General features: G+C 72.0%; 20 protein-coding genes. 7 read left to right on the top strand and 13 right to left on the bottom strand.

Features of this window, described 5'->3' with window-relative positions; translation table 11 throughout:
- Positions 1-64: 64 nt before the first annotated feature.
- On the top strand, positions 65-1,309 hold the full coding sequence (locus ACQPZ4_RS39100) for a BtrH N-terminal domain-containing protein (RefSeq protein WP_433047714.1): 1,245 nt from the start codon (positions 65-67) through the stop codon (positions 1,307-1,309).
- Positions 1,310-1,392: 83 nt separating this feature from the next.
- Positions 1,393-3,675 (top strand): putative bifunctional diguanylate cyclase/phosphodiesterase, encoded by a 2,283-nt coding sequence (locus tag ACQPZ4_RS39095; RefSeq protein ID WP_433047711.1) that lies wholly within the window; start codon positions 1,393-1,395, stop codon positions 3,673-3,675.
- On the opposite strand, the gene ACQPZ4_RS39090 is transcribed toward ACQPZ4_RS39095, so the two are convergent.
- From ACQPZ4_RS39090 to ACQPZ4_RS39075, 4 genes are all read right to left on the bottom strand, one after another.
- Entirely contained in the window at positions 3,639-4,679 is a 1,041-nt protein-coding gene (locus ACQPZ4_RS39090) for a hypothetical protein (protein ID WP_433047708.1), read from the bottom strand. The two genes, ACQPZ4_RS39095 and ACQPZ4_RS39090, sit on opposite strands and share 37 nt — an antisense overlap.
- Complete coding sequence (locus ACQPZ4_RS39085; RefSeq protein ID WP_433066829.1) at positions 4,679-5,002, bottom strand: PadR family transcriptional regulator; 324 nt, start codon at positions 5,000-5,002, stop codon at positions 4,679-4,681. Before ACQPZ4_RS39085 ends, ACQPZ4_RS39090 begins: the two co-directional genes overlap by 1 nt.
- Before the next feature lie 71 nt (positions 5,003-5,073).
- Positions 5,074-5,349: a Rieske (2Fe-2S) protein gene (locus ACQPZ4_RS39080; RefSeq protein WP_433047705.1), complete on the bottom strand. Its 276-nt coding sequence runs from the start codon at positions 5,347-5,349 to the stop codon at positions 5,074-5,076.
- 291 nt (positions 5,350-5,640) lie between these two features.
- Positions 5,641-6,639, bottom strand: a complete 999-nt coding sequence (locus ACQPZ4_RS39075; protein WP_433047702.1) for a LacI family DNA-binding transcriptional regulator — start codon at positions 6,637-6,639, stop codon at positions 5,641-5,643.
- Positions 6,640-6,745: 106 nt separating this feature from the next.
- Between ACQPZ4_RS39075 and ACQPZ4_RS39070 the strand changes: the two genes are divergently transcribed.
- The 5 genes from ACQPZ4_RS39070 (at position 6,746) to ACQPZ4_RS39050 (ending at position 14,197) form a co-directional block, all read left to right on the top strand.
- Positions 6,746-8,095 carry an extracellular solute-binding protein gene (locus ACQPZ4_RS39070; protein ID WP_433047699.1) on the top strand — a complete coding sequence of 450 codons (1,350 nt, stop codon included), beginning with the start codon at positions 6,746-6,748 and terminating at the stop codon, positions 8,093-8,095.
- The gene (locus ACQPZ4_RS39065; protein WP_433047696.1) at positions 8,092-8,937 is read left to right on the top strand and encodes a carbohydrate ABC transporter permease; all 846 of its coding nucleotides are present in this window, start codon (positions 8,092-8,094) and stop codon (positions 8,935-8,937) included. The genes ACQPZ4_RS39070 and ACQPZ4_RS39065 overlap by 4 nt, the downstream gene beginning before the upstream one ends.
- Positions 8,934-9,740 (top strand): carbohydrate ABC transporter permease, encoded by an 807-nt coding sequence (locus tag ACQPZ4_RS39060; protein WP_433047693.1) that lies wholly within the window; start codon positions 8,934-8,936, stop codon positions 9,738-9,740. The genes ACQPZ4_RS39065 and ACQPZ4_RS39060 overlap by 4 nt, the downstream gene beginning before the upstream one ends.
- A gap of 7 nt (positions 9,741-9,747) precedes the next feature.
- Positions 9,748-13,569 carry a glycoside hydrolase family 38 C-terminal domain-containing protein gene (locus tag ACQPZ4_RS39055; protein WP_433047690.1) on the top strand — a complete coding sequence of 1,274 codons (3,822 nt, stop codon included), beginning with the start codon at positions 9,748-9,750 and terminating at the stop codon, positions 13,567-13,569.
- A gap of 85 nt (positions 13,570-13,654) precedes the next feature.
- Positions 13,655-14,197 (top strand): DUF7158 domain-containing protein, encoded by a 543-nt coding sequence (locus ACQPZ4_RS39050; protein ID WP_433047687.1) that lies wholly within the window; start codon positions 13,655-13,657, stop codon positions 14,195-14,197.
- A gap of 215 nt (positions 14,198-14,412) precedes the next feature.
- Here the strand turns inward: ACQPZ4_RS39050 and ACQPZ4_RS39045 are convergent, their stop codons facing one another.
- From ACQPZ4_RS39045 to mmsA, 9 genes are all read right to left on the bottom strand, one after another.
- Entirely contained in the window at positions 14,413-15,417 is a 1,005-nt protein-coding gene (locus ACQPZ4_RS39045; RefSeq protein ID WP_433047684.1) for a sensor histidine kinase, read from the bottom strand.
- Positions 15,414-16,037, bottom strand: a complete 624-nt coding sequence (locus tag ACQPZ4_RS39040) for a response regulator (protein ID WP_433047681.1) — start codon at positions 16,035-16,037, stop codon at positions 15,414-15,416. The genes ACQPZ4_RS39045 and ACQPZ4_RS39040 overlap by 4 nt, the downstream gene beginning before the upstream one ends.
- A gap of 26 nt (positions 16,038-16,063) precedes the next feature.
- Positions 16,064-17,389, bottom strand: coding sequence for a hypothetical protein (locus ACQPZ4_RS39035; RefSeq protein WP_433047678.1), 1,326 nt, complete (start codon positions 17,387-17,389; stop codon positions 16,064-16,066).
- Positions 17,386-17,907 carry a SigE family RNA polymerase sigma factor gene (locus tag ACQPZ4_RS39030; RefSeq protein ID WP_433047675.1) on the bottom strand — a complete coding sequence of 174 codons (522 nt, stop codon included), beginning with the start codon at positions 17,905-17,907 and terminating at the stop codon, positions 17,386-17,388. The genes ACQPZ4_RS39035 and ACQPZ4_RS39030 overlap by 4 nt, the downstream gene beginning before the upstream one ends.
- Positions 17,908-17,947: 40 nt before the next feature.
- Positions 17,948-18,268 (bottom strand): hypothetical protein, encoded by a 321-nt coding sequence (locus ACQPZ4_RS39025; RefSeq protein ID WP_433047672.1) that lies wholly within the window; start codon positions 18,266-18,268, stop codon positions 17,948-17,950.
- Between the two features lie 132 nt (positions 18,269-18,400).
- Positions 18,401-19,618, bottom strand: coding sequence for an ROK family protein (locus ACQPZ4_RS39020; protein WP_433047669.1), 1,218 nt, complete (start codon positions 19,616-19,618; stop codon positions 18,401-18,403).
- A 75-nt stretch (positions 19,619-19,693) separates the two neighbouring features.
- Positions 19,694-20,809: a substrate-binding domain-containing protein gene (locus tag ACQPZ4_RS39015; RefSeq protein WP_433047666.1), complete on the bottom strand. Its 1,116-nt coding sequence runs from the start codon at positions 20,807-20,809 to the stop codon at positions 19,694-19,696.
- A 75-nt stretch (positions 20,810-20,884) separates the two neighbouring features.
- On the bottom strand, positions 20,885-22,183 hold the full coding sequence (gene mmsB, locus ACQPZ4_RS39010) for a multiple monosaccharide ABC transporter permease (RefSeq protein ID WP_433047663.1): 1,299 nt from the start codon (positions 22,181-22,183) through the stop codon (positions 20,885-20,887).
- A complete protein-coding gene (gene mmsA, locus ACQPZ4_RS39005; RefSeq protein ID WP_433047660.1) occupies positions 22,180-23,727 on the bottom strand; it encodes a multiple monosaccharide ABC transporter ATP-binding protein in 1,548 nt (515 codons plus the stop codon). Before mmsA ends, mmsB begins: the two co-directional genes overlap by 4 nt.
- Positions 23,728-23,952 lie beyond the last annotated feature (225 nt).

Raw genomic sequence — 23,952 nt, 5'->3', positions numbered from 1 at the left:
TGACGGTCGCCGCCGTCCGCCGCGTGGGCAGCGGGTGGTGGGCGTCCGGAGTGGGGAACGTTCGATGACCGATCACAAGCAGCTGAAGCGCCGTGTCCGCGAACGGGCCGCGCGGACCGGCGAGTCCTATACGACCGCGCGCCGCCACGTCCTGGCTGCCGCCGCCCGGGCGACGGCAGCCGAAACGGTGGCAGCCGAGACTTCATCTGCATTCGGGGGTGGGCAGCACCAGCCGAGCACGCTGCTGCGGCACCTGTTGAGCCGCGAGGGGATCCAGCTGAGCGAGGCCATGGCGTGCGGCCTCGGGGGCGGGATCGGGTTCATGGCGGCGGTGTTCGAGTACCGGGGACTGCCGCCCATCCTGACCATCGTCGCGCAGCACCATCCCGACCCCTGGGTGCCGTCCGCGCTCACCCGGCTCGGGATCGGCTACGAGGAGGAGCACGGCGCGGCCCAGCCCGCGATGGCGGCGCTCCGGGCGGCACTGCGGGCCGGAAAACCGGTTTACTGCGTCGTGTCCGCCACCCGGCTGCCGTGGCGGGCCTCCGAGCCCTACCTGGACACCGACCCGCACGGGGTGGTCGTCGTGGCGGAGCGCGAGGGGGTGCTGCTGGTCGAGGACGAGGCCGTCGTGCCGCACGAGATCTCGCTGGAGGCCTTCGCGAGCGCCTGGGCGGCCCATCGCAAGGGCCGGCACCACCGGATCGTCCTCCGCGGCGCGGGCACGTCGGGCGGCGGGCTCGTCGGCGCCGTCAAGGACGCCGTCGCGGTGACGGCCGGGCACCTCACGGGGCCGGTGCTCGGCAACGCGTTCGACGTCAACTTCGGGCTGTCCGGGATGGAGCGGCTCGCGGGTCAGCTGCGGGACGCGCGGACCAAGGGCGGGTTCGCGCGGCGGTTTGCCGCACCCGAGGCGCTGGCGTTCGGGATGCGGCGGCTGTACGAGTGTCTGGAGCTGCGGGACACGGCGCCCGGCGGCACCCGGCCGCTGTATGCCGACTTCCTCGTCGAGGCGGCCGAACTGGCCGGGATCGGGCGGTGGGCCGAGGCGGCCGAGCTGTACCGGGAGGCGGGGCGGCACTGGTCGGGCGTCGCCGCGCTTGCCGCCGGTGCGCTCGGGGAGGACTTCGGCGAGGGCGTGGAACGGCAGCTCCTGGCGCGGCTGTGCGGCATTCGCGAGGAGGGGCCGGCCGCGGTGGGCGTCGAGCTCGGCGAGGCCGAGCGGCGGGAGCTGTTCGACGCGCTCGCCGACGGGGTCGATGCCGCCCGCCGGGTCGAGACGGAGGCGGTTGCGCTGCTTGCGGCGTGATTGACGGTACGCCGATCCGGGGCCGCCGCGGCCGGAATGTTCATGAACGGCGCGCGGATGCCGATCTCGGCGGCGTGGAGACGGTGGCGACCTGGCGTCCGACGCGGCTGCTCGTCGCGGCCGCGGTGGTTGCGCTGCTCGCCGAGGTGTGGTTCGGGGTCGGGCTGTTGCATCCGACGCCGGCCGTGGTCAGCTGGGTTGCCGTGCCGTTCGTGGTCGGGCTGGCGGTCAGGGCGTGTCTCAAGGCCGCCGGCGCGGGTGGGATGGCGGCCGGGGCGGCGCGGTTCTGGCGGCATGTCGCGCTCGGCATGGCGCTCATCGGGCTGGGCGCGGTCAGCAACGGGGTCGACATGCTGCGGGGGATCGCCCGGCCCGGGCACGTCGGGGCGCTCACCTCCGGCATCTACGTGGCCGGGCTGGCGGTGTTGCTGTGGGCGCTGTTGCGCATCCCCGGGACCCGGCGCAGCCGGGGGGAGTGGCTGCGCTTCGGGCTCGACTCGGCGACCGTCCTCGTGACCGTGCTGACGTTCTGCTGGCATTTCCTGCTCAGCGACTGGCGCACCTGGTCGGGCGACAACGCGTCCGGGGCGCGGTCGATCCTGGCGCTGCTGGCGTGCGGGGCCGTGGTCGTGTTCGCGTTCGTGAAGATCGCGTTCACCGGCACCGGGCCGTTGGACCGGCGGGCGCTGTACCTGCTCGCCTCGGCCGGGGCCGTCGGGGCGCTCGGCGGGGCGCTGGCGCCGTTGCTGGCCTCCCGGCCGTACCTCAACGGGACGCCGGTCATCCTGCCCGTCACCTGTCTCGTGCTCTGTGTCGCGGCCGATCGGCAGCGGCGGGCGGCCCGGGTGGCGCCGCTGGTTCCGGCTCGGCGGGAGCGGCCGGGGTTCGTGTCGTATGCGGCCGTGTTCGCGACCTGTGTGCTGCTGCTGGCCGACGCCGCCATGCGGGGGGCGGACATTCTCGGGGTTGCCGTCGGTACCGTCATCCTGGTCCTGCTTGTCGCCGCCCGTCAGGTGACCGCGCTGCGCGACAACGCCGGGCTGGTCCGGTCGCTGGCCTGGCAGGCCGGGCACGACTCGCTGACCGACCTGGCCAATCGGCGGCTGCTGACCCAGCACATCGCCGGGGTGCTCGCGCGCGGGCGGCGGGTGGCCGTCGCGCTGGTGGACATCGACGACTTCAAGGCCATCAACGACGATCTCGGGCATGCCACCGGGGATGCGCTGCTGCGGGCCGTCGCGGTCCGGCTGGACGAGCTCATGGGCGATCAGCCGGTCGAGGTGCGGCTGGTGGCGCGGCTCGGCGGGGACGAGTACGCGCTGGTGTTTCCGGCCTTCGACGAGCCCTCCGCCCTGCTGTTCCTGGGGGCCGTGGCCGCCGAGCTGCGCCGGCCGCTCGATGCCGCCGGGCACGCGCTCGTCGTCGAGGCGAGCGTCGGCGTGGCGGTCGGGGACCACGACGTCGGCGCCGAGGAGCTGATCCGGCGCGCGGACGTCGGCATGTACGCGGCCAAGGTGCAGGGCAAGGGCCGCCAGGTCGCGTACGACCAGGCGATGGACCAGCGCGGCGCCGAGCAGGCCCGGATCGCGGCGGAGCTGCGGGTCGCGCTCGACACCGGGCAGCTGCGGGTGTTCTACCAGCCGATCGTGCGGCTCGGCGACGGTACCCCCGTCGGCGTCGAGGCCCTCGTGCGCTGGCAGCACCCGGAGCGCGGGATGATCCGGCCCGACCTGTTCATTCCGGCGGCCGAGCGGACCGGGCTCATCGTGCCGGTCGGGCAGTGGGTGCTGGCCGAGGCGTGCCGGCAGGCGGCGCGGTGGCGGCGGGAGCTCGGGCCGGACGCGCTGCGGTACGTCTCCGTCAACGTCTCACCCCGCCAGTTGCGCGAGTCCGGGTTCGCCGGGCGGGTGCGCGACGAGCTGCGGGCGGCGGGGCTGCCGCCGGGGTGCCTGATGGTCGAGGTGACGGAGACGGCGGTCTTCGACGGCGGGTCCGCGCTGGACGAGCTGCACGAGGTGAAGCGACTGGGCGTACAAGTGGCGCTGGATGACTTCGGCACCGGGCACTCGTCGCTCGGGCTGCTGCGCACGTGCCCGGTCGACGTGCTCAAGGTGGACAAGTCCTTTGTGGACAACGTGACCGAGGCCGGCGCCCGGTCGGTCATCGCCGAGGCGCTGATCGGCATCGCCGACGGGCTGCGGCTGCGCGCGGTCGCGGAGGGCGTGGAGACCGAGGAGCAGGCGGCCGCCCTGCGCGACCTCGGCTATCAGTTCGCGCAGGGGTACCTCTACGGCCGCCCCGCCCCCGCCGATGAGCTGACGACGCTGGGTCAGGCCTCCGCCGGCCGGGTCGCGGCGCGCGGATAGCGGCGGGGCAGCGCGGCCAGCGCCAGCGCCAGCAGCCCGAGCCCGCCGCCGACCACGAAGAACAGCGAGAACGTCGGCTGCCCGAACCACTCCCACATCGGGTGCCACGACGGGTGCGGCATCTCCAGGTGGTGCTCGACCATGAGCGGGAACGCGAACAGCGTCGGCGCCCACCACAGGAACAGCGCCAGCCCGAAGCACGCCTTCACCGACCCGCGCGCCGGGTGCTCCTCGGCGTCCGTGCGCCGGCTCGCCCAGCCGAACACCAGGAACGCCGCCAGCCCGGCGAGCAGCCCGCCCGCGATGCCGCACGGCCAGACGGCGGCCGGGGTGGTGCGCTGGAACCCGGCGGAGAGGAACGTGGTGTCCGCTGTGGACTGACCGTACGCCTCCAGGGTGAGCACCAGGCTCCCGCGCCGGGCCACCAGCGTGCCCCCGCCGGCGCCGTCGTCGAACGCGGGGTACACCGTCCAGCCCGCGGCCTCCAGGTTGTCCGACGCCGCGGCGAGCGCGCCGGCCGGGTCGGCGCCCGGTCCGGGGGCCCACGTGCCGGTGGTCGCCTGGGTGTACTCGCCGCCGTCGCCGAGCAGCAGGTCGCGCAGGGAGTGCACGCTCAGCGGCGAGCCGTAGATGAGGAACGCCGCGGCGGGCGGCCTGGACGCATCGCCCCAGCGCGCGCCGGGTGCGGCCACGACGGCCATCGCCCGGGTCTGCGCGGGGCCGGGCAGCGGCGCGACGGTCTCCCAGCCGGCCCGGGCGGCGAACGCGGCGCCGAACAATCCGCCGATCAGGGCCGTCGCGAGCGCCCAGAACACGACGGTCCGGCTGCCCGGGCGGCCGAGCCTGGCCCGCAGGCCGTGCCGGAGCAGGTTGGCGGCCTCCCGCGCGGTCGGCCCGGTGCGCCCGGGCGCGGCGGCGAGGAGCGTGCCGAGCAGTTCGTCGCGCGGATAGTCCCGCGGATAGACGCGCAGGATTCGGGTGTACCCCCCGTGCCCCCTCGACATCACGCCGTCCTCGGGCGGTGGGCCAGCCGCAGCCGGTCCTCGGCCGCCGCGGTGAGCTCGCGCAGCCGGGCCGTCTCGGCGGTCAGGGCGGTCAGGCCCGCGCCGGTGAGGCGGTAGTAGCGGCGGGCCCGGCCGTCCACGATCTCCTCCCGGTCCTGCTCGACCAGCCCCTCGGCGCTGAGCCGGTCCAGCGCGGTGTACAGCGTCCCGGTGAGCAGGCTGACGCGCCCGCCGGACAGCTGCGACACCTCGTGCAGGATGCCGTAGCCGTGCCGGGGCGCGTCAGCGAGCGCGGTGAGGATGAGGAAGGTCGGCTCCCGCATCGCCTTGGCTTTCACGGCTCAGAGCATAAGTAAGTGATCAAGCCATGGTCAACGGAAGCCGACCCTACTCCCTACTCGAGGCGCATGATCTTGGTGCCGTCCACTTCGGACTTGAGCTCCTTCAGGCCGGTCGGCGTCGGCCCGGTGATCTTCGAACCGTCGGTGATGTTGAACTTCGACGCGTGGGCCGGGCAGACCGCCACGCCGTCCTGCGGCGGCTTCACCAGCACGCCCTTGTGCGGGCAGGCGGCGTCGAACAGCTTGAAAGTTCCACTGGTCGGCTGCACGACGAGCACGCCGTTGGCCACGATCCCACCGCCCACGGGCACCTCGGAGGTGTCGGCCACGGGCCCCGGCGCGCCGGATGAGGCGGCGGAAGGTGCGGCGGCGGGAGCCTCGGCGGCCGGCTGACTGGCGGTGGCGTCCGAATCGCCACAGGCGGCCAGCAGGGCGCCCGCGGAGAGCCCCCCGATACCGGCCAGAACGGCCCTCCGATGAGCACACACTTGCACTCGGTCTTCGCTCATTGCCACGATGTCCCTTCGGTGTGCGGGCACGGCACAGCCCGCCACCGCTCTGTGGCGCGCTTTTGTTGAGGGCTTGGCAAGTCTACATAGACGTATGGAAGATTATCTACATCAGGCCGGGCCGCCGCGGGTGACGACCGTGGTCGGCAGGACGACCCGCCGCGGCGGCCCGGACTCGCCGCCGATCCGCGCGAACAGCAGCTCCGCCGCCTGCGCTCCCAAAGCCGCCGCGTCGTAGGTGACGAGCGTGACCGGGGCCGGCAGCAGATCGGCCAGCTCCAGGTCGTCGAACGCGGCCACCCCGGCGCCGCCGCCGTGCGCCCGCACGGCGTGCAGGACGCCCACTGCCATCCGGTTGTTGTCGGCGAACACCGCGTCGGCCGCCGCCGGGCCGCGCAGCAGGTCCAGGGTGGTCGCGTGGGCCACCTCGACCGTGTGCACGCCGACGTGCACGAGGGCCGGGTCGCCCGGCACACCCGCGGACTTGAGCGCCTGGCGATATCCGGCCAGCCGGCGCGCCCCGGTGCCGACCGAGGGGTCGCCGCCGATGTAGGCGATCCGGCGGTACCCGAGACGGAGCAGTTGCGACACTGCCTCGCGGGCGCCGCCGTGGTTGTCCAGCACGACCGAGTCGGCCGCGACGCGCCCGGGCGTGCGGTCGATGAAGACCATCGGGGCCCACCCCGCGAGCTCGGTGTGCAGGGAGCGCTGCGAGTGCGCGGTCGGCACCACGAGCAGCCCGTCGACGCGGCGCCGCAGGACCAGGTCGTGCAGCAGCTCCCGCTCGAGCTCGAAGCTCTGCCGGGTGCTGCCCACGACGAGCATGTGCCGGTGCCGCCGCGCGACGTCCTCGGCGCCGCGGGTGATGCCGGACCAGAACGGGTTGGCCACGTCCTCGATGACCAGCGCCACCGTGTGGGTGTTCTGCCCCGGGCGCAGGGTGCGGGCCGACTCGTTGCGCCGGAACCCGAGCGCGGCGATGGCCTCCTCGACGGCGGCCTTCGTCTCCGGCCGGATGTACCGCTCGTGGTTGACCACCCGCGAGACCGTCGCGACGCTCACGCCTGCCGCGCGCGCGACGTCGTGCATCGTGGGGCGGCGCCCGGACATCGAGACCCCTCTCTTGACTTGCGTACCGTACATGATTACGTTTTCTGAAAACGTTCTCATAGACGTTGATCTCTGAAACCAGGTCCGCCACCTGGGGAGGTGCACCATGCGCAAAAACATCGCCGTTGTTGCTCTGGCCGCGCTGCTGCTCTCGGCCGCCGGATGCGGCGCGTCGAGCGGGGACGACGCGAAGACGATCACCGTCGCCTATCAGAAGTTCGGCGCCTTCATCCAGCTCGACGACCAGCTCAAGCGGGTCAAGGGCGAGTACGAGGCGGCCCACCCGGGCTACACCGTGAAGCTGCTGCCGATCGAGGCCTCCGAGAACGACTACTACACCAAGCTCTCGCTGATGAACCGCTCCCCGAAGACCGCGCCCGACGTGCTGTACGAGGACACGTTCCTGGTCAACACCGACATCCAGGCCGGCTTCCTGGCGCCGCTGGACGAGTACCTGTCCGGCTGGTCCGACTGGAGCCAGTTCAGCGACGCCGCCAAGAGCGCGGCCAAGGCGCAGGACGGCAGGACCTACGGCGTGCCGATGGGCACCGACACCCGCGCCCTGTACTACAACAAGGATCTCTTCAAGCAGGCCGGACTGCCCGTACCGTGGCAGCCCAAGAGCTGGGACGACATCCTCGCCGCGGCCCGCACGCTCAAGCAGAAGCTGCCCGGCGTGACGCCGCTGAACGTCTACTCCGGCAAGGGCGCCGGCGAGGGCTCGACCATGCAGGGCTTCGAGATGCTGCTGTACGGCACGAAGGACACCCTGTACGACGACAGCGCCAAGAAGTGGATCGTCGGCAGCCCCGGCTTCAACGACTCGCTCGGCTTCATCAAGACCATCTTCGGTGAGAAGCTCGCCCCCGAGCCGCAGGACGCGCTCGACCCGAACTGGGGCACCCGGGTCTCCACCGAGCTGCTGCCGACCGGCAAGCTCGCGATCAACCTCGACGGCTCGTGGCTGTCCAGCACCTGGCTCGACTCCGGCAGCAAGCCGTGGCCGCAGTGGAGCACGGTGCTCGGCGAGGCCGCGATGCCCACCCAGCACGGCGACGCGCCCGGCACGACCAGCATGTCCGGCGGCTGGGTGCTCTCGGTCGGGGCGCACGCCAAGGACAAGAAGGCCTCGTTCGACTTCGTCACGACGATGCTCAACAAGGACAACACCCTCGCGTACGACATCGCCGCCGGGCAGATCGCGGAGCGGGCGGACGTGGCGGCGGACCCGAAGTACCTGCAGTCGAACCCGGCCCTGCAGTTCTTCACCGACCTGGTGAAGGTGACCCACTTCCGGCCCGCGTACCCGGACTACCCGCACGTCTCCGACGCGATCCAGGTCGCGATGGAGTCGGTGATGACCGGCCAGGCGCCGCCCGAGCAGGCCGCGAAGACCTTCGCCGACCAGGTCAGATCCGCGGTCGGCGGGGACGACAAGGTCACGACGAAGTCATGAGGGCGATGGCGGCGCGGGCGGTGGCCCTCGCGCCCGCGCTGCTGCTGCTCGGGGTGTTCTTCGCGGGGCCGCTGCTGTGGAGCGTGTACAGCGCCTTCACCGACCTGGCCCTCACCGGCACCTCCGAGGTCAACTTCGTCGGCGCCGACAACTTCGTCACGATGTGGCACGACAAGCAGTTCTGGAACTCCCTCGAGCTGACCCTGATCTTCGTCGTCGGCTCGGCGGTCATCGGCCAGAACACCCTCGGGCTGCTCATCGCGCTGCTGCTCAAGAGCGCCGGGCGGTTCACCCGGGCGATCGTCACCGGCATCGTCGTGGCCGCCTGGACGGTGCCGGAGACGGTGGCCGGGTTCTGCTGGTACTCGTTCCTGCACCGCGAGGGCACGCTCAACGCGCTGGGCGCGGACCAGAACTGGCTCTACACCGCGCCGATGCTCGCGGTCATCCTGGCCAACGTGTGGCGCGGCACGGCCTTCTCGATGCTCGTGTACCAGGCGGCGCTCGACGACGTCCCGCCCGACCTGCACGAGGCGGCGTCGGTGGACGGCGCGTCGGTGTGGCAGCGGCTGCGGTACGTGACGATCCCGCTCATCCGCCGCTCGATCGTGAGCAACCTGATGCTCATCACCCTGCAGACCCTGGCGTCCTTCGGGCTCATCTACGTGATGACGAAGGGCGGGCCGGGCGACCGCAGCCAGACGACGCCGATCTACATGTACCAGGAGTCGTTCCAGTTCTACAAGCTCGGCTACGGCACCGCGATGGCGCTGGTCCTGCTGCTCATCGGGGCCATCTTCTCGCTGATCTACGTGCGGGTCATCCGGCTGGAGGAGGCGTGAAGGCGGCCGCGCGGGCCGTGCTCGCGCTCGTCGCCGTGCTGTTCCTGCTGCCGTTCGGGTGGCTGCTCATCGCCTCGATCCAGCCGGGGGCGGCGCTCTCGGCGCACATCGACTGGCACTTCACCACGCGCAACTTCGCCGATGTGCTCAATGCGGACACCGTGTTCATCCCGATGCTCAACTCGCTCATCATCTCGGGCGGCACGGCGCTGCTCACCGTGGTCGCGGCGGTGCTGGCGGCGTACCCGCTGTCCCGGCACCGCAGCCGCTCGGGCCGGGCGCTGATGTACACCATCCTGTTCTCCACGTGCCTGCCGATCACGGCGGTGATGGTGCCGGTCTACACGCTGTACAGCCGCTTCGAGCTCACCGACTCGGTCCCCGCGCTGATCCTGTTCATGACCGCGTCGTCGCTGCCGTTCGGGATCTGGATGATGAAGAACTTCATGGACGGCGTCCCGGTCGAGCTGGAGGAGGCGGCGTGGACCGACGGCGCCGGATGGGCGCAGTCGCTGTACCGCATCGTGCTCCCGCTCATGATCCCCGGCCTGACGGTCGTCTTCGTGTTCACGTTCGTCCTGCAGTGGGGCAACTTCTTCGTCCCGTTCATCCTGCTCCAGGCGCCCGAGAGCCAGCCGGCCTCGGTCACCATCTACACGTTCTTCTCCACCTACGGTCAGGTCGCCTACGGTCAGCTGGCGGCGTTCGCGATCCTCTACACGGCACCGGTCGTGCTGATGTACTCGGTGCTGTCGAGGGTGTTCGGCGGGGCGTTCAGCCTCACCGGTGCGGTGAAGGGGTAGGTACGGCATGCGCATCGAGTCCACCGAGCTGTTCATCGGCGACCGGCAGGTCGTGCGGGTGCTCGACGTCGAGGGCCCGGCGAAGATCCGCGGGGACGGGGTGTGGGGGGAGGGGGTCGGCGAGGTGCCGGTGAACGTCGACGCCCCACCGGGCACCGTCATCCCGATCGAGGTCACGGCCGGCGGCGAGACCGGGCGGGGCGAGCTGGTCGTGGCCGAGCCCGGCTGGACGGTGTGGATGGTCTCGCACTTCCACTACGACCCGGTGTGGTGGACCACGCAGGCCGCGTACACCGCCACCTGGGGCGCGCCGGGCCAGGCCGGCGGCGAGTTCCGCGGCGACTTCCAGCGCACCGGCTTCGAGCTGGTCCGGCTGCACCTGGAGACCGCGCGGCTGCACCCGGAGTACAAGTTCGTGCTGGCCGAACTGGACTACCTCAAGCCCTACTGGGACGCCTGCCCGCAGGACCGGGCGTACATCCGGCGGCTGCTCGCCGAGGGCCGGCTGGAGCTCGTCGGCGGCACCTACAACGAGCCCAACACGAACCTGACGCTCGCCGAGACCACGATCCGCAACTTCCGCTACGGCATCGGCTTCCAGCGCGACATCGTCGGCGGCGACCCGCGCACCGCCTGGCAGCTCGACGCGTTCGGGCACGACCCGAACTTCCCCGGCCTGGCCGCCGCGGCGGGGCTGGACTCCTCGTCGTGGGCGCGCGGCCCGTTCCACCAGTGGGGCCCGATGCAGACCACGTTCACGCCGGGCGAGCGCGGCTGGGGCGACCCGTCGGCGATGCAGTTCGACGCCGAGTTCGAGTGGCTCTCCCCGAACGGGCTCGGCGTGCTCACCCACTACATGCCCGCGCACTACTCGGCGGGCTGGCACATCGACGCGCAGCCGACCCTCGAGGCCGCTTCGGAAAGCATTTACCGTTTGTACCTCCTGCTGAAGAAGGTCGCCCGCACGCGCAACATCCTGCTGCCGGTGGGCACCGACTACAGCCCGCCGGCGAAGTGGGTCGTCGACATCCACCGCGACTGGAACGCCCGCTACACCTGGCCGCGCTTCGTGTGCGGGCTGCCGCGCGAGTTCTTCGCGGCCGTGCGCGCGGAGGCCGGGTCGTTCTCGCCGCAGACCCGGGACATGAACCCGATCTACACCGGCAAGGACGTCTCGTTCATCGACACCAAGCAGGCCCAGCGGCACACGGAGGCGCTGCTCACCGACGCCGAGATGGTCGCGACCCTGGCCGGGCTCGTTGTCGGGTCGCCGTTCCCGCACGAGCAGGTCGACATGGCGTGGCGGCAGCTCGTCTTCGGCGCGCACCACGACGGCATCACCGGGTCCGAGTCCGATCAGGTGTACCTCGACCTGCTGACCGGGTGGCGGCAGGCCCACGATCTCGCTTCCTCGGTGCTGGATTCGGCTCTTACCGCGCTGGTTTCGCGGCTGCCTGGGGGTGACGGGCCGCCCAGGGTGGTGGTGTTCAACCCCTCGTCGTGGGATCGCACCGACATCGTGCACCTTGGGGACGTCTCGTTCCTGGCCTCGGACGTGCCTGGGGTGGGGTACAAGACGTTTGAGGTGCCTTCGCCGGTGGCGTGGTCCACTGTGGACGGTTCGACTATCGCGAACGAGACGTTCCGTGTTAGCGTGGACGCGGATCGTGGTGGTGCTGTTTCGTCCATTGTGGACCTGCGGAACGGCCGGGAACTGCTCGCTGCCGGGCGGGTGGGGAACGAGCTGCTGGTCTACGAGGAGTACCCCGCGCACCCCGAGGTGCACGAGGGGCCGTGGCATCTGCTGCCCAAGGGTCCGGCGAAGCTGGGGTCCGCCCAGGCTCCGGCGCTGTCGGTGACCGTCGAGGCGAGTTCCCTCGGCGAGCGGGTGACGGTGACGGGCGAGGTCGGCCCGGCGCGGTACACGCAGACGCTGACCCTGTGGCGCGGCGTGCCCCGCCTCGACGCGCAGACCCGCCTCGACGCGTTCGACGGCGCCGACCAGCTCGTCCGGGTGCGCTGGCCCGCGGCGATCCCGGGCGCGCTGCCGGTGAGCGAGGTCGGCAACGCGGTGGTGGGCCGCGGCTTCGGGCTCATCGACGTGGACGCCGAGCCGGCCCCGTGGACGCTGGACAATCCGGCGCAGCACTGGTTCGCGCTCTCCTCAACCGCCAAGATCCGCTTTGGTACCGCCTGTCGCGCTATCGGCGTCGCCGAGATCATCGGCGGCGGGCCGCTCGCGCGTGACCTGGCCCTGGCCCTGATCCGGCGCGGGGTGACGGCGACGTGCTCGACTGTGGACGGGCCGCGCTACGGGTCGCTCGCGGTGGACTCCAACCTGCCGGACGTGCGGATTCGGATCGCTGCGGCCTCCGGTACGGACCTCGGCCGGGTTTGGGTGCCTGCCTCGCGGGCGTTGACCGAGGTGTGGACGCCCAACGCGGATCTCACCGGGGCGACGGATCTGCCGGTGCTGGTGCTCGCCGCCTCCGAGGTTCCCGCGGTGTGTGCCGAGCTCGCGGCGACCGGGACCATCACGGTCGAGGGCGAGCTCGGCCCCGATCCGGCGCTGGACGAGTACACGGTGGGGATCGTCAACCGGGGCATGCCGGGGTTCGCCGTCGATCCCGGCGGGGCGCTGCACCTGTCGCTGGTGCGGTCCTGCACCGGGTGGCCGTCCGGGGTGTGGATCGACCCGCCGCGGCGGACCGCGCCCGACGGGTCCAACTTCCAGCAGCAGCACTGGACGCACGTCTTCGACTACAGCATCGTGGCCGGGGTGGGGGACTGGCGCGACGCCCGGCTCGTCGCGGCCGGCCACGCGGTGAACCATCCGCTGCACGCGCGCCTCGCGCCGGCCGGGCCGCCGGTCGCCGAGCGGCTGGTCACCGTGTCACCGTCCACTGTGGTCCTCACCGCGCTGAAACCGGCCGGGGATCCGCTCGCCTCGGGGGCGGTGCCGGGGGAGGTCTCGGCGGTGCTGGCGCGGTACTATGAGTCGTCGGGTGCTCCGGTGTCCGATGTCCACATTGGACTCCCCGTGCCGGTGCGCGGGCGGCGGGTCGTGGATCTGCTGGAGCGTCCGCTGTCAGACGACTTCGGCCTGGACGGTGCCGGGATCGGCCAGGTGCTGCTCGACGTCGACCGGACGCTGCCGGCCGCCGAGCCGGTGCGCGGGCCGGCCTACGCGCGGTACTGGCTGCACAACACCGGTCCGGCGCCGATCGGCAACATGCCGCTGTCGGTGCACCTGACGCCGGACGCGACGGTGGTGACCGGGCCGGCGACGGTGGGCGTGACGGTCTCGTCGGACCTGGTGGCCGACGGTGCGACGGGCACGGTCGCGCTGACCGCGCCCGCGGGGTGGACGGTGGCGCCCGAGTCGCTGCCGTACGAGCTGGAGCCGGGCGGGCATGCCACCTTCACGGTCACGGTGACCCCGCCGGCCGGGGTGACCTCCGGTGAGCACCGGCTGCGGGCGGCGCTGCCCAGCGGCGTGTACGACATCGCCCGGCTGCTGGTCGGCACCGACGAGGCCGACCCTGTCTCCGGATCGCTCTCGCCGGCCCGGCTGGAGTTGCGGCGGGGTGAGTCGGCGGTCGTGCGGCTGGCCGGGGCGCCGGACGACGCCGAGGTACACCTGATCGGGCCCTGGCACACCTGGGAGCTCACCCCTATGCCGTCCGTCCACGCCGGAGTCGCTCCCGTCGAGTTTCCGGTGGCGGTGCCGGAGGGGCATCCGCCGGGCACGTGGTGGCTGCTGGCCCGGATCGCCAGCGCCGGGCGGCTGTTCTACACCGAGCCCATCACCGTGACGGTGCTGCCGTGATCGCCCGCTTTCGTGAGCGCCGAGCCCATCACCGTGACGGTGCTGCCGTGATGGCCGGCTTCGTAAGCGGCGTGGCGGTGCTGTCGTGATCGCCGCGTACGTGGGCGAGGAGCCGGTCACCGTGGCCGCGGTCGAGGCGTTGGCGGCGGCGATGCGGGACGGGCCGTACGCGGCGCGGCTGCCGCACCCGTCGTCGGCCGAGGGGCGCAACCTGCGGCGGTGGCTCGTCCAGGTGCTCGCCGCGACCGCCGTCGTCGAGCAGGAGGCGCGGCGGCTCGGGCTGCCGCCGGTCGAGACGTCCGGTCCGCCGGCCCTCGGCCGCGCGCTCCGGCTCGGCGGGGTCGCGGCCGCCGTCGCCGCCGCCCGGCCCGACGTCTACGCGGCCGTCACCGCCGAGGTCGCCGTGGGGGAGGACGCGGTCCGCGACTACTGGGAGCGCAACCGGGACCGCCACCCCGGGCCCCTCGCCGAGAGCCGGGACGCCGTCGCGGCCGTGCTCGGGCAGGCGGGCCGCGACCGGCACTTCGGCCGCTGGCTCGACGCGCGCTGCGCCGCCCTCGTCCGGCTCATGCCCGGGTTCGAGCACCCCGGCGACCCGCGCCAGCCCGACTACGCCCACCACCACTGATTGCGGGAAACCCGCAACCGGCGTGCGGGCCGGTACCGAGGACTCCGCGCGCCCACCCCGGCAGACTGTCGATGCGGTCACGTTCCCTGGTGCACGTCGCGGCGTCGCCGGCGGCGGCCGGGTGTTCAGCCCATGGCGACCCGCTCGCCCAGGGGCGGCCCGGTGCCCGGCCACGGCTTCGGCGCCGGGGGAAGGGGGGACCGGTGGACCCGGGCTCAGCGCGGCGCAGCTGGCCCGGGTCCCGCACCCCGCGGCGCCGCGTCGGTGAGCTGGTTCGGGAAGTCGAGGCGGACGACGGTACCGCCGGATGCACTCGCGCCCACGAACAGATCGGCGCCCAGCAGCTCCGCGCGCTCGCGGATGCCCAGGAGACCGTGGCCGGCCGTGAAGCCGCCCGGGGGCGGGCCGGTGCCGTCGTCGCGGACCAAGACCCGCAGGCCGGTGCCGTGCGGGCCGGCCTCGACCTGGATGTGGCGGGCGCCGGCGTGGCGGACCGCGTTGGTGAGGGCCTCCTGCACGATGCGGTACACCGCGGTCTCCGCCGGCGCCGGCAGCCTCGGCAGGCCGTGGGCGGCCACCGCCACCTCGACGCCGTCGCGGTCGCGGGCGTGGCGGGCCAGGTCCTCCAGCGCCGCGGCCAGGCCCAGCGCGTCGAGGGCCAGGGGACGCATCTGGGCGATCAGCCGCCGCAGGGACTGGATCTGCCGGCCGACGATCTCGCGGGCATCGGCCAGGGCGGCGGGCGTGCCGGGGGCGAGCAGGACCTGTACCGCCGCGAGTTCTTGCAGCGTTTCGTCATGCAGCTCGCGGGCCCAGCGGCGGCGCTCGGCCTCGGCGCCGTCGAGCCGCGAACCCGCCTCGCGCAGCCGGGCCCGGCGCTGCTCGACGGCCGACTCCCGCAGCGCCAGGCCGGCCGTGGCGAACAGGAGGGCGACCGGGATGAGCAGCAGCAGGACCTCCGGCGCGGGCTTGACCGTGCCCTGCCACAGCGCGGCGACGGCGATCAGCGCGGCGATGCCGGCCGCGGCCAGCAGGCGGGCCCGCACGGTGAAGCGGCGCGGCTCGGCGGCCGGCACCACGGCGAGGGCGAGCAGGAACGTCACGCCCGCGCCGACGCCGAACCACAGCTCGGTCTGCGGGCCGAGGTTGCCCAGCTCCAGCACGATCGCGGTGCCCAGCAGCGCCACGCCGACCCCGGCGAGCGCCACGACCTTGCTCATTGCAGCAGGCCGATGCGCCGCGCCGCCGCGACCAGCTCGGCCCGGCTCGTCGTGCCGAGGCGGGCCCGCAGGCCGGCGCGGTGCGACTCGACGGTGCGCAGGCTCAGCGACAGCCGCTGGGCGATCTCGGCGTTGGTGTGCCCGGCGGCCAGCAGGGCGAGCACCTCGCGCTCGCGCGGGCTGAGCTCGTCGGCCGGCGCCGCGCGGCTGCGGGCCATGCGGGCGCCGAGCTCGGTGTCGACGTACACGGAGCCGGCCATCACCGTCTCGACCGCCCGCAGCAGCTCGTCGGCGGCCGCCTCCTTGAGCACGTAGCCGTGCACGCCGCTCGCGAACGCCTCGCGGGCGAACGACACGTCGTCGTGCATGGTCAGCACCACGATCCGCGGCGACGGCTCGTTGGCGAGCAGCTCGGGCAGCACGTCCAGGGCGCTGTCGGCGCCGAAGCTGAGGTCCAGCACGATCAGGTCGGGCCGCAGCCGGTGCGCGACGGTCCGCAGCTCGTCGAGCCCGGCCGCCTCGCCCTCGACCCGGCACCGCGGATCGGCCGCGAGCAGTGCCCGCAGACCGGCCCGCACCACGAGATGGTCGTCGGCGAGCAGGATGCGCCAGGAGGTCACCCTTCGTTTCTACCTCGCCGGTCGTGTCAGTCCCAGTTGTGCACGATCGGTTCCCCGGCGATCAGGAAATCGGCGCCGGACGGTTCGGCCACCCCGGCCGTGGCGAGCGTGGCCCCGGACGCGTCGAGCGCCTCGAGGCCGAGCTTCGCGGGGTACGGCGCCTCGATCACCCCGACGCCGCCGGTGAGGGCGACCTGCTCGTCCGGCCCGCCGGTCACCCGCACTGTGGTGGCGGCGGGCGGGGCGATGACGAGGAGGCGGTCGGAGTACCCCTGCCGGCTCTCGTGCGCCAGGCGGACCGTCACCAGCGCGTCGGATGCGGCGACGGCCGTGGTCAGCTGACCGCCCGGGAGCCTGGGCCCACCGGACGGATCGGCCGCCATCATCGCCCGGCCGGCCCCGGCCACCGCGCACACCAGCGCGGCCCCGCCGTCGAGCATCCCGAGCACGACCACGACCGGCCGCTGCTCGCCGGGCGGGGTCCCGCCCCACAGCACCCGCCACCGGCGCACCTCGAGCGTGGGCACGACGGGACACGAGTCGAACGCCCCGGCCGCGATACCGGCGTCGGCCGTCCCCCGCTCGGCCGCCGGGATGACCTCCATGCGCGTCCGCCCCAGGTTACGGAACCCGGTCTCGCGCACCACGCCGTCACAGACCACCCGCCACAGGTGATCCGCCCGCGGCAGCACCGCGAAGTCACCTTCGCCGACCCAGGTGTGTTCGACGGTACCGTCGGTGCGCACCACACTCGCCGCCGCCACCTGCGCATCGCAGCCCGGCACCGTGAACGCGACCGTCGCGTCCTCGAGCGAGATCGCGTTGAACTCCGACAGGTCCCCGGTCTGCGTATTGGTGTACCGGTCGGCGATGAGCTCCTCGGCGCTCTTGCCCTCGGCCCCGAACGCCCCGACGTACACGGCCGCGTCGCGGTTGTAGAACGCCGCCCCGAACCCCCACCGCTCCCCGGCCCGCGCCACGAACAACACCTTGAGCCGATCGAACTCGGCCCCCACCCCCCACTTCCCCCGGTTGGCGTTCAGCGCGTCGGCAACGGCCCCGGCCCGATCCGCCCGATCCCCGCGCGTCGGCGCATCGATGATCTGGCGAGTCCGCTCGTTGAGCACCAGCGTGGGCCGAAAGTCGTACATGGCGTCGGGTCCGGGCCCGCCGGCCGTGAGCGCCTGCCCCCCGACCAGCCCCGCGACGACAACGGCGACGACCGCCGCGATCCCGAACGGCCGCCGGGACCGCTTCCGGCGCAGCAGCCGCCCGTACGGATCGGGCGCCGGCCGCACCCCGCTCACCGCGCGGGCCATCTCCTCGCGCAGCCGCTCCTCGACCCTGCTCACCGCCCGCTCCTCTCGCCCGACTCCAGCAGCACCCGCAGCCGCGCCAGCCCACGCGACGCCTGGCTCTTCACCGACCCGACCGAACACCCGAGCACCGCCGCGGTCTCGGCCTCGCTGAGGTCCTCCCAGTACCGCAGCACGAGTACGGCCCGCATCCGCTCGGGAAGCTTCTTGAGCTCCGCCACGAGCGCCGACCGCTCGGTGTACGCCGCCGCGGGATCGCCGCCGGCCCGTTCGGGCACGCGCGCACTGAGCAGCTCCCGCCGCAACGCCCGCCACCAGCTCGTCCGCTGATTGACCATGGCCCGCCGCAGATAGGGCAGCGGCTCGTCGATCCGTTCGAACCGCGGCATGACCTTGAGCAGGCAGCTCTGCACGAGGTCCTCGGCCCCGGCCACCGACCCCGTGAGCAGGTACGCGGTGCGCAACAGCTCGGCGTACCGCAGCCGCACGAACTGCTCGAATCCCTCACCCGGCACGCCCGCCGCCTCCTTGTCGGTCGCCGTCACAGCATGCACGCCCCACACCCCCGAAAGGTTGAGCGCCGTTTCGGCAGCCCTACGTGACGTCGACCGGGAGGTCCGCCAGCAGCTCGGCCGCGGGGAACGCCTGGGCGGGGGTGCGCGCTCCCGGCCGGCCGCCGGCCACGAGTCGCAGCGCGCACGTGACGGCGATGACCGCGGTGGTCCCGTACGTGTCGCGCCCCTCGATGACCGCGCGCTGCTGCCGCCCGTCGGTTGCCACGGCGTCGAGGGTGTAGGTGAAGCGTTGCGCCGCCCGCGCGTCAGGTGAGGGGCCGGCCGGCAGGGTGGCGATGACCGACTCCGGCAGCGGCGTTGCGAGGCGTTCGGCGAGGGCGGCGGCGATCGGCGTCGACACCCGGCCCACCTGGACGTGGCGGGGTACCGTCACGGCCTCGGGCAGCGGGAACGCCGCCAGGCCCGCCGCCGGCCCGGCAACGACCGGCGCGCCGAGCAGGGCCAGGGACCCGGGGGCGTTCCGGCGGGGGAGTCAGGGCTTCGCGGCGTAGAGCGGGTCGGACAGCAGCGACTCGAAGGCCAGCTCCGCCGCGCCCACCAGGGGAGCGTCGTCGCCCAGCTGCGGGGTGTGCAGGGCGACGTGTTCGCGGCAGGCCGGGAGGGCCATCGTGTACAGCCGATGCCGCACCTGATCCGCGCCCGTCAGGAACAGCTCGCGCAGCGTCCCGCCGAAGACGACCACGGTCGGGTTGAAGATGTTCACCAGGTTGGCCACGCCGAAGCCCAGCCAGTCGGCGGCGTGCAGCACGGCCTCGCGGGCGGCCTGGTCGCCGTCCTGGGCGGCGTGCATCGCGGCCGTCATCGCGGCGCCCGGGGTGGCGATCGTGCGGCCCGCGAGGTGCAGGAGGGCCCGTTCGCCGATCTCGGTCTCCCAGCAGCCGCGGGAGCCGCAGCCGCAAAGCCGGCCGCCGGGGTTGACGACCATGTGGCCGACCTCGCCGCCGTGGCCGCCGAAGCCGGTGATGCGGCGGCCGCCGGCGATGATGCCTGCGCTGATGCCGGCGTCGCCGTGCAGGTAGATGACGTTGTCGGCGCCTGTCGCGGCGCCCCTTGTGTGTTCGGCCAGGGCGGCCAGGTCGGCGATGCCGCCCAGGAACGGGCCGGCCGCCGGGCCCAGGCGGGGCTGCAGGGCGTCGGCGAGCTCGGGTTCCAGGGTGTCGTCGGCCCAGCCCAGGTGGTGCCGGACCGAGCCGGAGACGGCCAGGCCGGAGCCGACCAGCACCGCGTCGGGAGGGGCGGTCTGCTGCATGTCGGCGACGAGGGCGGCCAGGGCGGCGATGGTGGGGGCCGGGTCGGGGCCGGGCGGGCGTTGCGCCGTGCGGCCGTCGAGGACCTTGCCGCCCAGGCCGACGCGGGCGGCGCGCAGGCGGTCGAGCTCGAGGCTCAGCGCGTACCCGTACACGCGCGACGACCTTGGCCGGACCACGATGGACGGGCGGCCGGCGCGGCCGGTCTCGTGGGGGACGCCCTCGTCGACCAGGCCCGCCGTGGCGAGGTCGGCGGTGAGTGCGCCGATGGTGCTGCGGTTCAGTCCGAGGCTGCTGGTCAGCTCGGCGCGCGAGGTGGCGCCGCGGACGTGGATGTAGCGGAGCAGGGCCCCGAGGTTCTGCCGGCGCACCGACTCCTGCGGGCTGCCAGTGGGGAAGGAGGACACGCTGAACGCCTCCTTAGGCGCTGTCCTGCCGCCCATGCCGGCCGGACGGCGCCTAAACGAGCGTGGGTCCCCGGAAACGCGCTCCGGGGACCCACGACGCCGTTGCCGGTGTTACTTGGTGAGCGGGCTGAGCTTCGGGTCGTTGGCGTAGGCCTCGGCCGCGTTCGCCTTGGTCACGATGACCGGCGGGAGCAGGTACGAGGGAACGACCTTGACGCCGTTGTTGTACGACTTGGTGTCGTTGACCTCGGGCTCGGAGCCGGCCTGCAGCTTCTTGACCATCTCGATCGTCTGGGCCACCAGCTTGCGGGTGTCCTTGTTGATCGTGGAGTACTGCTCGCCGGCCATGATGCTCTTGACCGACTCAACCTCGGAGTCCTGGCCGGTGACGACCGGGACCGGCTTGCCGGCGGCCTTCACCGAGGTGATGATCGCGCGGGCCAGGGTGTCGTTCGGGGACAGGACGCCGTCCAGCGTCTTGCCACCGGTGGCGTAGGTCGAGGTCATGATGGTGTCCATGCGGGCCTGCGCACCCTCGGCCTTCCAGCCCTGGATGGCGGTCTGCTTGACGTCCGTCTGGCCGGAGCCGACGATCACGTCGCCCTTGTCGATGGCCGGCTTGAGCACGTCCATCGCGCCGTTGAAGAAGACACCGGCGTTGTTGTCGTCCGGCGAGCCGGAGAACAGCTCGATGGTCCACGGGCCGGTCGGCTTCTTGGCCTTCATGCCGTCCAGCAGGGCCTGGCCCTGGAGCTGGCCGACCTTGAAGTTGTCGAACGCGACGTAGTAGTCGAGGTCGGCGGTGCCGGTGATGAGGCGGTCGTAGGCGATGACGACGGCGCCGGAGTCCTTGGCCTGCTTGACCTGGGTGCCCAGCTGCGCGGCGTCGGTGGCGCCGATGACGATGACCTTCGCGCCCTTGGTGACCATGGACGAGATCTGCGACTGCTGGTCGGCGACCGTGGTCGACGCACCGGCGTACTGCACGTCGGACTTGAAGCCCGCGTCCTTGAGGCCGTTGGTGAAGAGGTCGCCGGCGAGGACCCAGTTCTCCGAGGTCTTCGACGGCAGGGCGACGCCGATCAGCGCGTCCTTGGCGAAGCCCTTGGCGCCGCCGGACGAGCCGCTGGAGCTGTCGTCGCGGTCGCTGCTGCCGCACGCGGCGGTGCTCAGCGCAATCAGCGCGACGGCGCTGACCGCGAGGCTCCTGGTGAGGAACTTGCGCATGGCTTTGAAAGCCCTTTCTTTCGGGATGTTACTGGGGATAGGGGCGTCGTGCCGCCAGGGTGCGCGGCGGGTGGGTCAGCCGCCGACCGGAGTCCTGATTGACTCCTGACCGGCTTGGTTCGGCGCAGCCGGATCAGTGTTCTCCTGCCGGCGGAAGGGACGCATGATCGATCCGATGATCGAGAACCGTCCCTGGCTCTTGTTGTAGACGTCCAGCGCGACCGCCAGCAGCAGGAACAGGCCGCGGATGATCTGCTCGCGGTCGGTGCCGATGCCCAGCAGCTGCAGGCCGTTCTTGAGTACGGCCATGACCAGACCACCGACGATGGCGCCGGAGACGGTACCGATACCGCCGGCCACCGCCGCGCCACCGATGAAGACGGCGGCGATCGCGTCCAGCTCCCAGCTCAGACCGTCCTGCGGACCGGAGGCGCCGGAGCGGGCCACGAAGATCATGCCGGCCAGCGCGGCCAGGATCGACATGTTCATGATGACGAAGAAGTTGACCTGGCGCAGCTTGACGCCGGACAGCTCCGCGGCGCGGGCGTTGCCGCCGACGGCGTAGATGTGCCGGCCGCCCGGCGTGTTGCGGGTGTAGAACGAGTACGCGATGACCAGCGCGGCCAGGATGCAGCCCGAGATCGGGAAGCTGGTGCCGACGCGGCCGCCGGCGAAGCGCAGGGTCGCGAAGATGATCACCGCGAGCATGATGGCCATGCGCAGGATCGAGACCCACATCGGGCTCTGCTCGGCGTCCATCGCGCGGCGGGTCTTGCGGGACTGGAACTCCCGCCACACCACGGCCAGACAGGCGACGAGCCCAAGAACCAGAGTGCTGTTGTTGTACCCCGTGTTGGGGCCCCACTCCGGCAGGTACCCGGCGCCGATCTGCGTGAAGGCCTTCGGCACCGCGATGGTCTCCGCGTTGCCGATGTATTGGTTGCCGCCTCGGAAGATCAGCATACCGGCGAGCGTGACGATGAAGGCGGGCACGCCGATGTAGGCGACCCAGAAGCCCTGCCAGGCACCGATGACGGCGCCGACCGCGAGGCCGATCAGGATGCCGACCCACCACGGCACGCCACCGTCGCGGATCGACTTGGCCACGATGATGCCGACGAACGCGGCGACCGAGCCGACCGAGAGGTCGATGTGCCCGGCCACGATCACCATGAGCATGCCGATGGACAGCACGGAGATGTACGCGTACTGCTGGGTCAGCGAGATCAGGTTGCCGGAGTTGAGGGTCAGCCCGTCGGTCCAGATCTGGAACAGGATGATGATCGCCACGAGGGTGAAGATCATCGTGAACTGGCGGGCGTTCGAGGTCGTGCCCCCGAACAGATTCTTCTGAAGGTCCTTGAGTCGGCTCATCGCGTCGGCATCTTCTTCGTAGAGGTCATCTGCTTCATGAGGAGTTCCGGGTTGGCTTCGGCCCGCGGGACCTCGCCGGTGATCGTGCCTTCGAACACGGTGTAGATGCGGTCACACAGGCCCAGCAGCTCGGGCAGCTCCGAGGAGATGACGATGACGCCCTTCCCCTGGTCGGCCAGCCGCTGGATGATCCCGTAGATCTCGTACTTGGCACCCACGTCGATGCCGCGGGTCGGCTCGTCGAGGATCAGCAGGTCGGGGTCGGTGAACATCCACTTCGCCAGGACGACCTTCTGCTGGTTGCCGCCGGAGAGCTTGTTGACGCCCTCGTCGACGGTCGGCGCCTTGACCCGCAGCGCCTTGCGGTATTCCTCGGCGACCTTGTGCTCCTCGACCTGGTCGATGACCCCGCGGTGCGTGATCTTCGAGAGCTTGGCGGCGACCGTCGAGGTCTTGATGTCGTCGAGCAGGTTGAGGCCGATGGACTTGCGGTCCTCGCTCACGTAGGCCAGGCCGTGCTGGATGGCCTCGGCGACCGAGCGGAGCTGGATCTCCTTGCCGTCCTTGAAGATCTGGCCCGACTGGTACACGCCGTAGGAGCGGCCGAAGAGGCTCATCGCCAGCTCGGTGCGCCCGGCGCCCATGAGGCCGGCGAAGCCGACGATCTCGCCGCGGCGGACGTTGAAGTTCGAGTGCTTGCAGACCAGCCGGTCGGCGGAGATCGGGTGGCGGACCGTCCAGTCGCGCACCTCGAAGAAGACCTCGCCGATCTTCGGCGTGTGGTCCGGGTAGCGACTCTCCAGGTCGCGGCCGACCATCCCGCGCACGATCCGGTCCTCGTTGACGCCCTCGGTGCCGACCTCGAGGGTCTCCACCGTCTTGCCGTCACGCAGGATGGTGATCGAGTCGGCGACGTCCTCGATCTCGTTGAGCTTGTGCGAGATCATGATCGAGGTGACGCCCTGCCGCTTGAACTCCCGCAGCAGGTCGAGCAGGTGCTTCGAGTCGTTCTCGTTCAGCGCCGCGGTGGGCTCGTCCAGGATCAGCAGCTTGACGTCCTTGGCGAACGCCTTGGCGATCTCGACGAGCTGCTGCTTGCCGACGCCGATGTCCTTGATGAGCGTGTCCGGGTCGTCGCGCAGACCGACCTGGGCCAGCAGCTCGTGCGCCTTGCGGTTGGCGCCGGTCCAGTCGTAGGAACCGTTCTTGCGGGGCTCGTTGCCCAGGAAGAGGTTCTCGGTGATCGACATGTGCGGCACCAGGGCGAGCTCCTGGTGGATGATCACGATGCCGGCCTTCTCGCTGGACCGGATGTCGCTGAAGCGCGACTCCGAGCCCTGGTAGAAGATCTGGCCGTCGTACGAACCGTAGGGGTAGACGCCGCTGAGAACCTTCATCAGCGTCGACTTTCCGGCGCCGTTCTCGCCGCAGATCGCATGGATCTCGCCCTCACGGACCACCAGGTTGACGTCGCTGAGCGCCTTGACGCCCGGGAACTCCTTGGTGATCGACCGCATCTCGAGCAGGATCGGTGCGCTGCTCATGAGGCGAGCCGCCTTGTCACCGACATCATGTTGCCTCCGAGGGGCTTCTGGAACCACTGCCGCAAGCCAGGTTTGTTGTGACGACCAACTTATTCCAGTGTGGCGATCCTGCCCAGTCCCACCGGTCGTTTCTTGGTAACAATCCGGCAATGATCTAGTGCTCGGGCGGTCGCCGCAGCGGCCGGGGAAGCGCTCTCACGTGTCCAGGGCGTTAGCTGCGTGTGT

The sequence above is a fragment of the Dactylosporangium sp. CS-033363 genome (genome assembly GCF_050942475.1).
Taxonomy (GTDB): Bacteria; Actinomycetota; Actinomycetes; order Mycobacteriales; family Micromonosporaceae; genus Dactylosporangium.
This window is presented reverse-complemented; position numbering and strand designations above follow the sequence as displayed.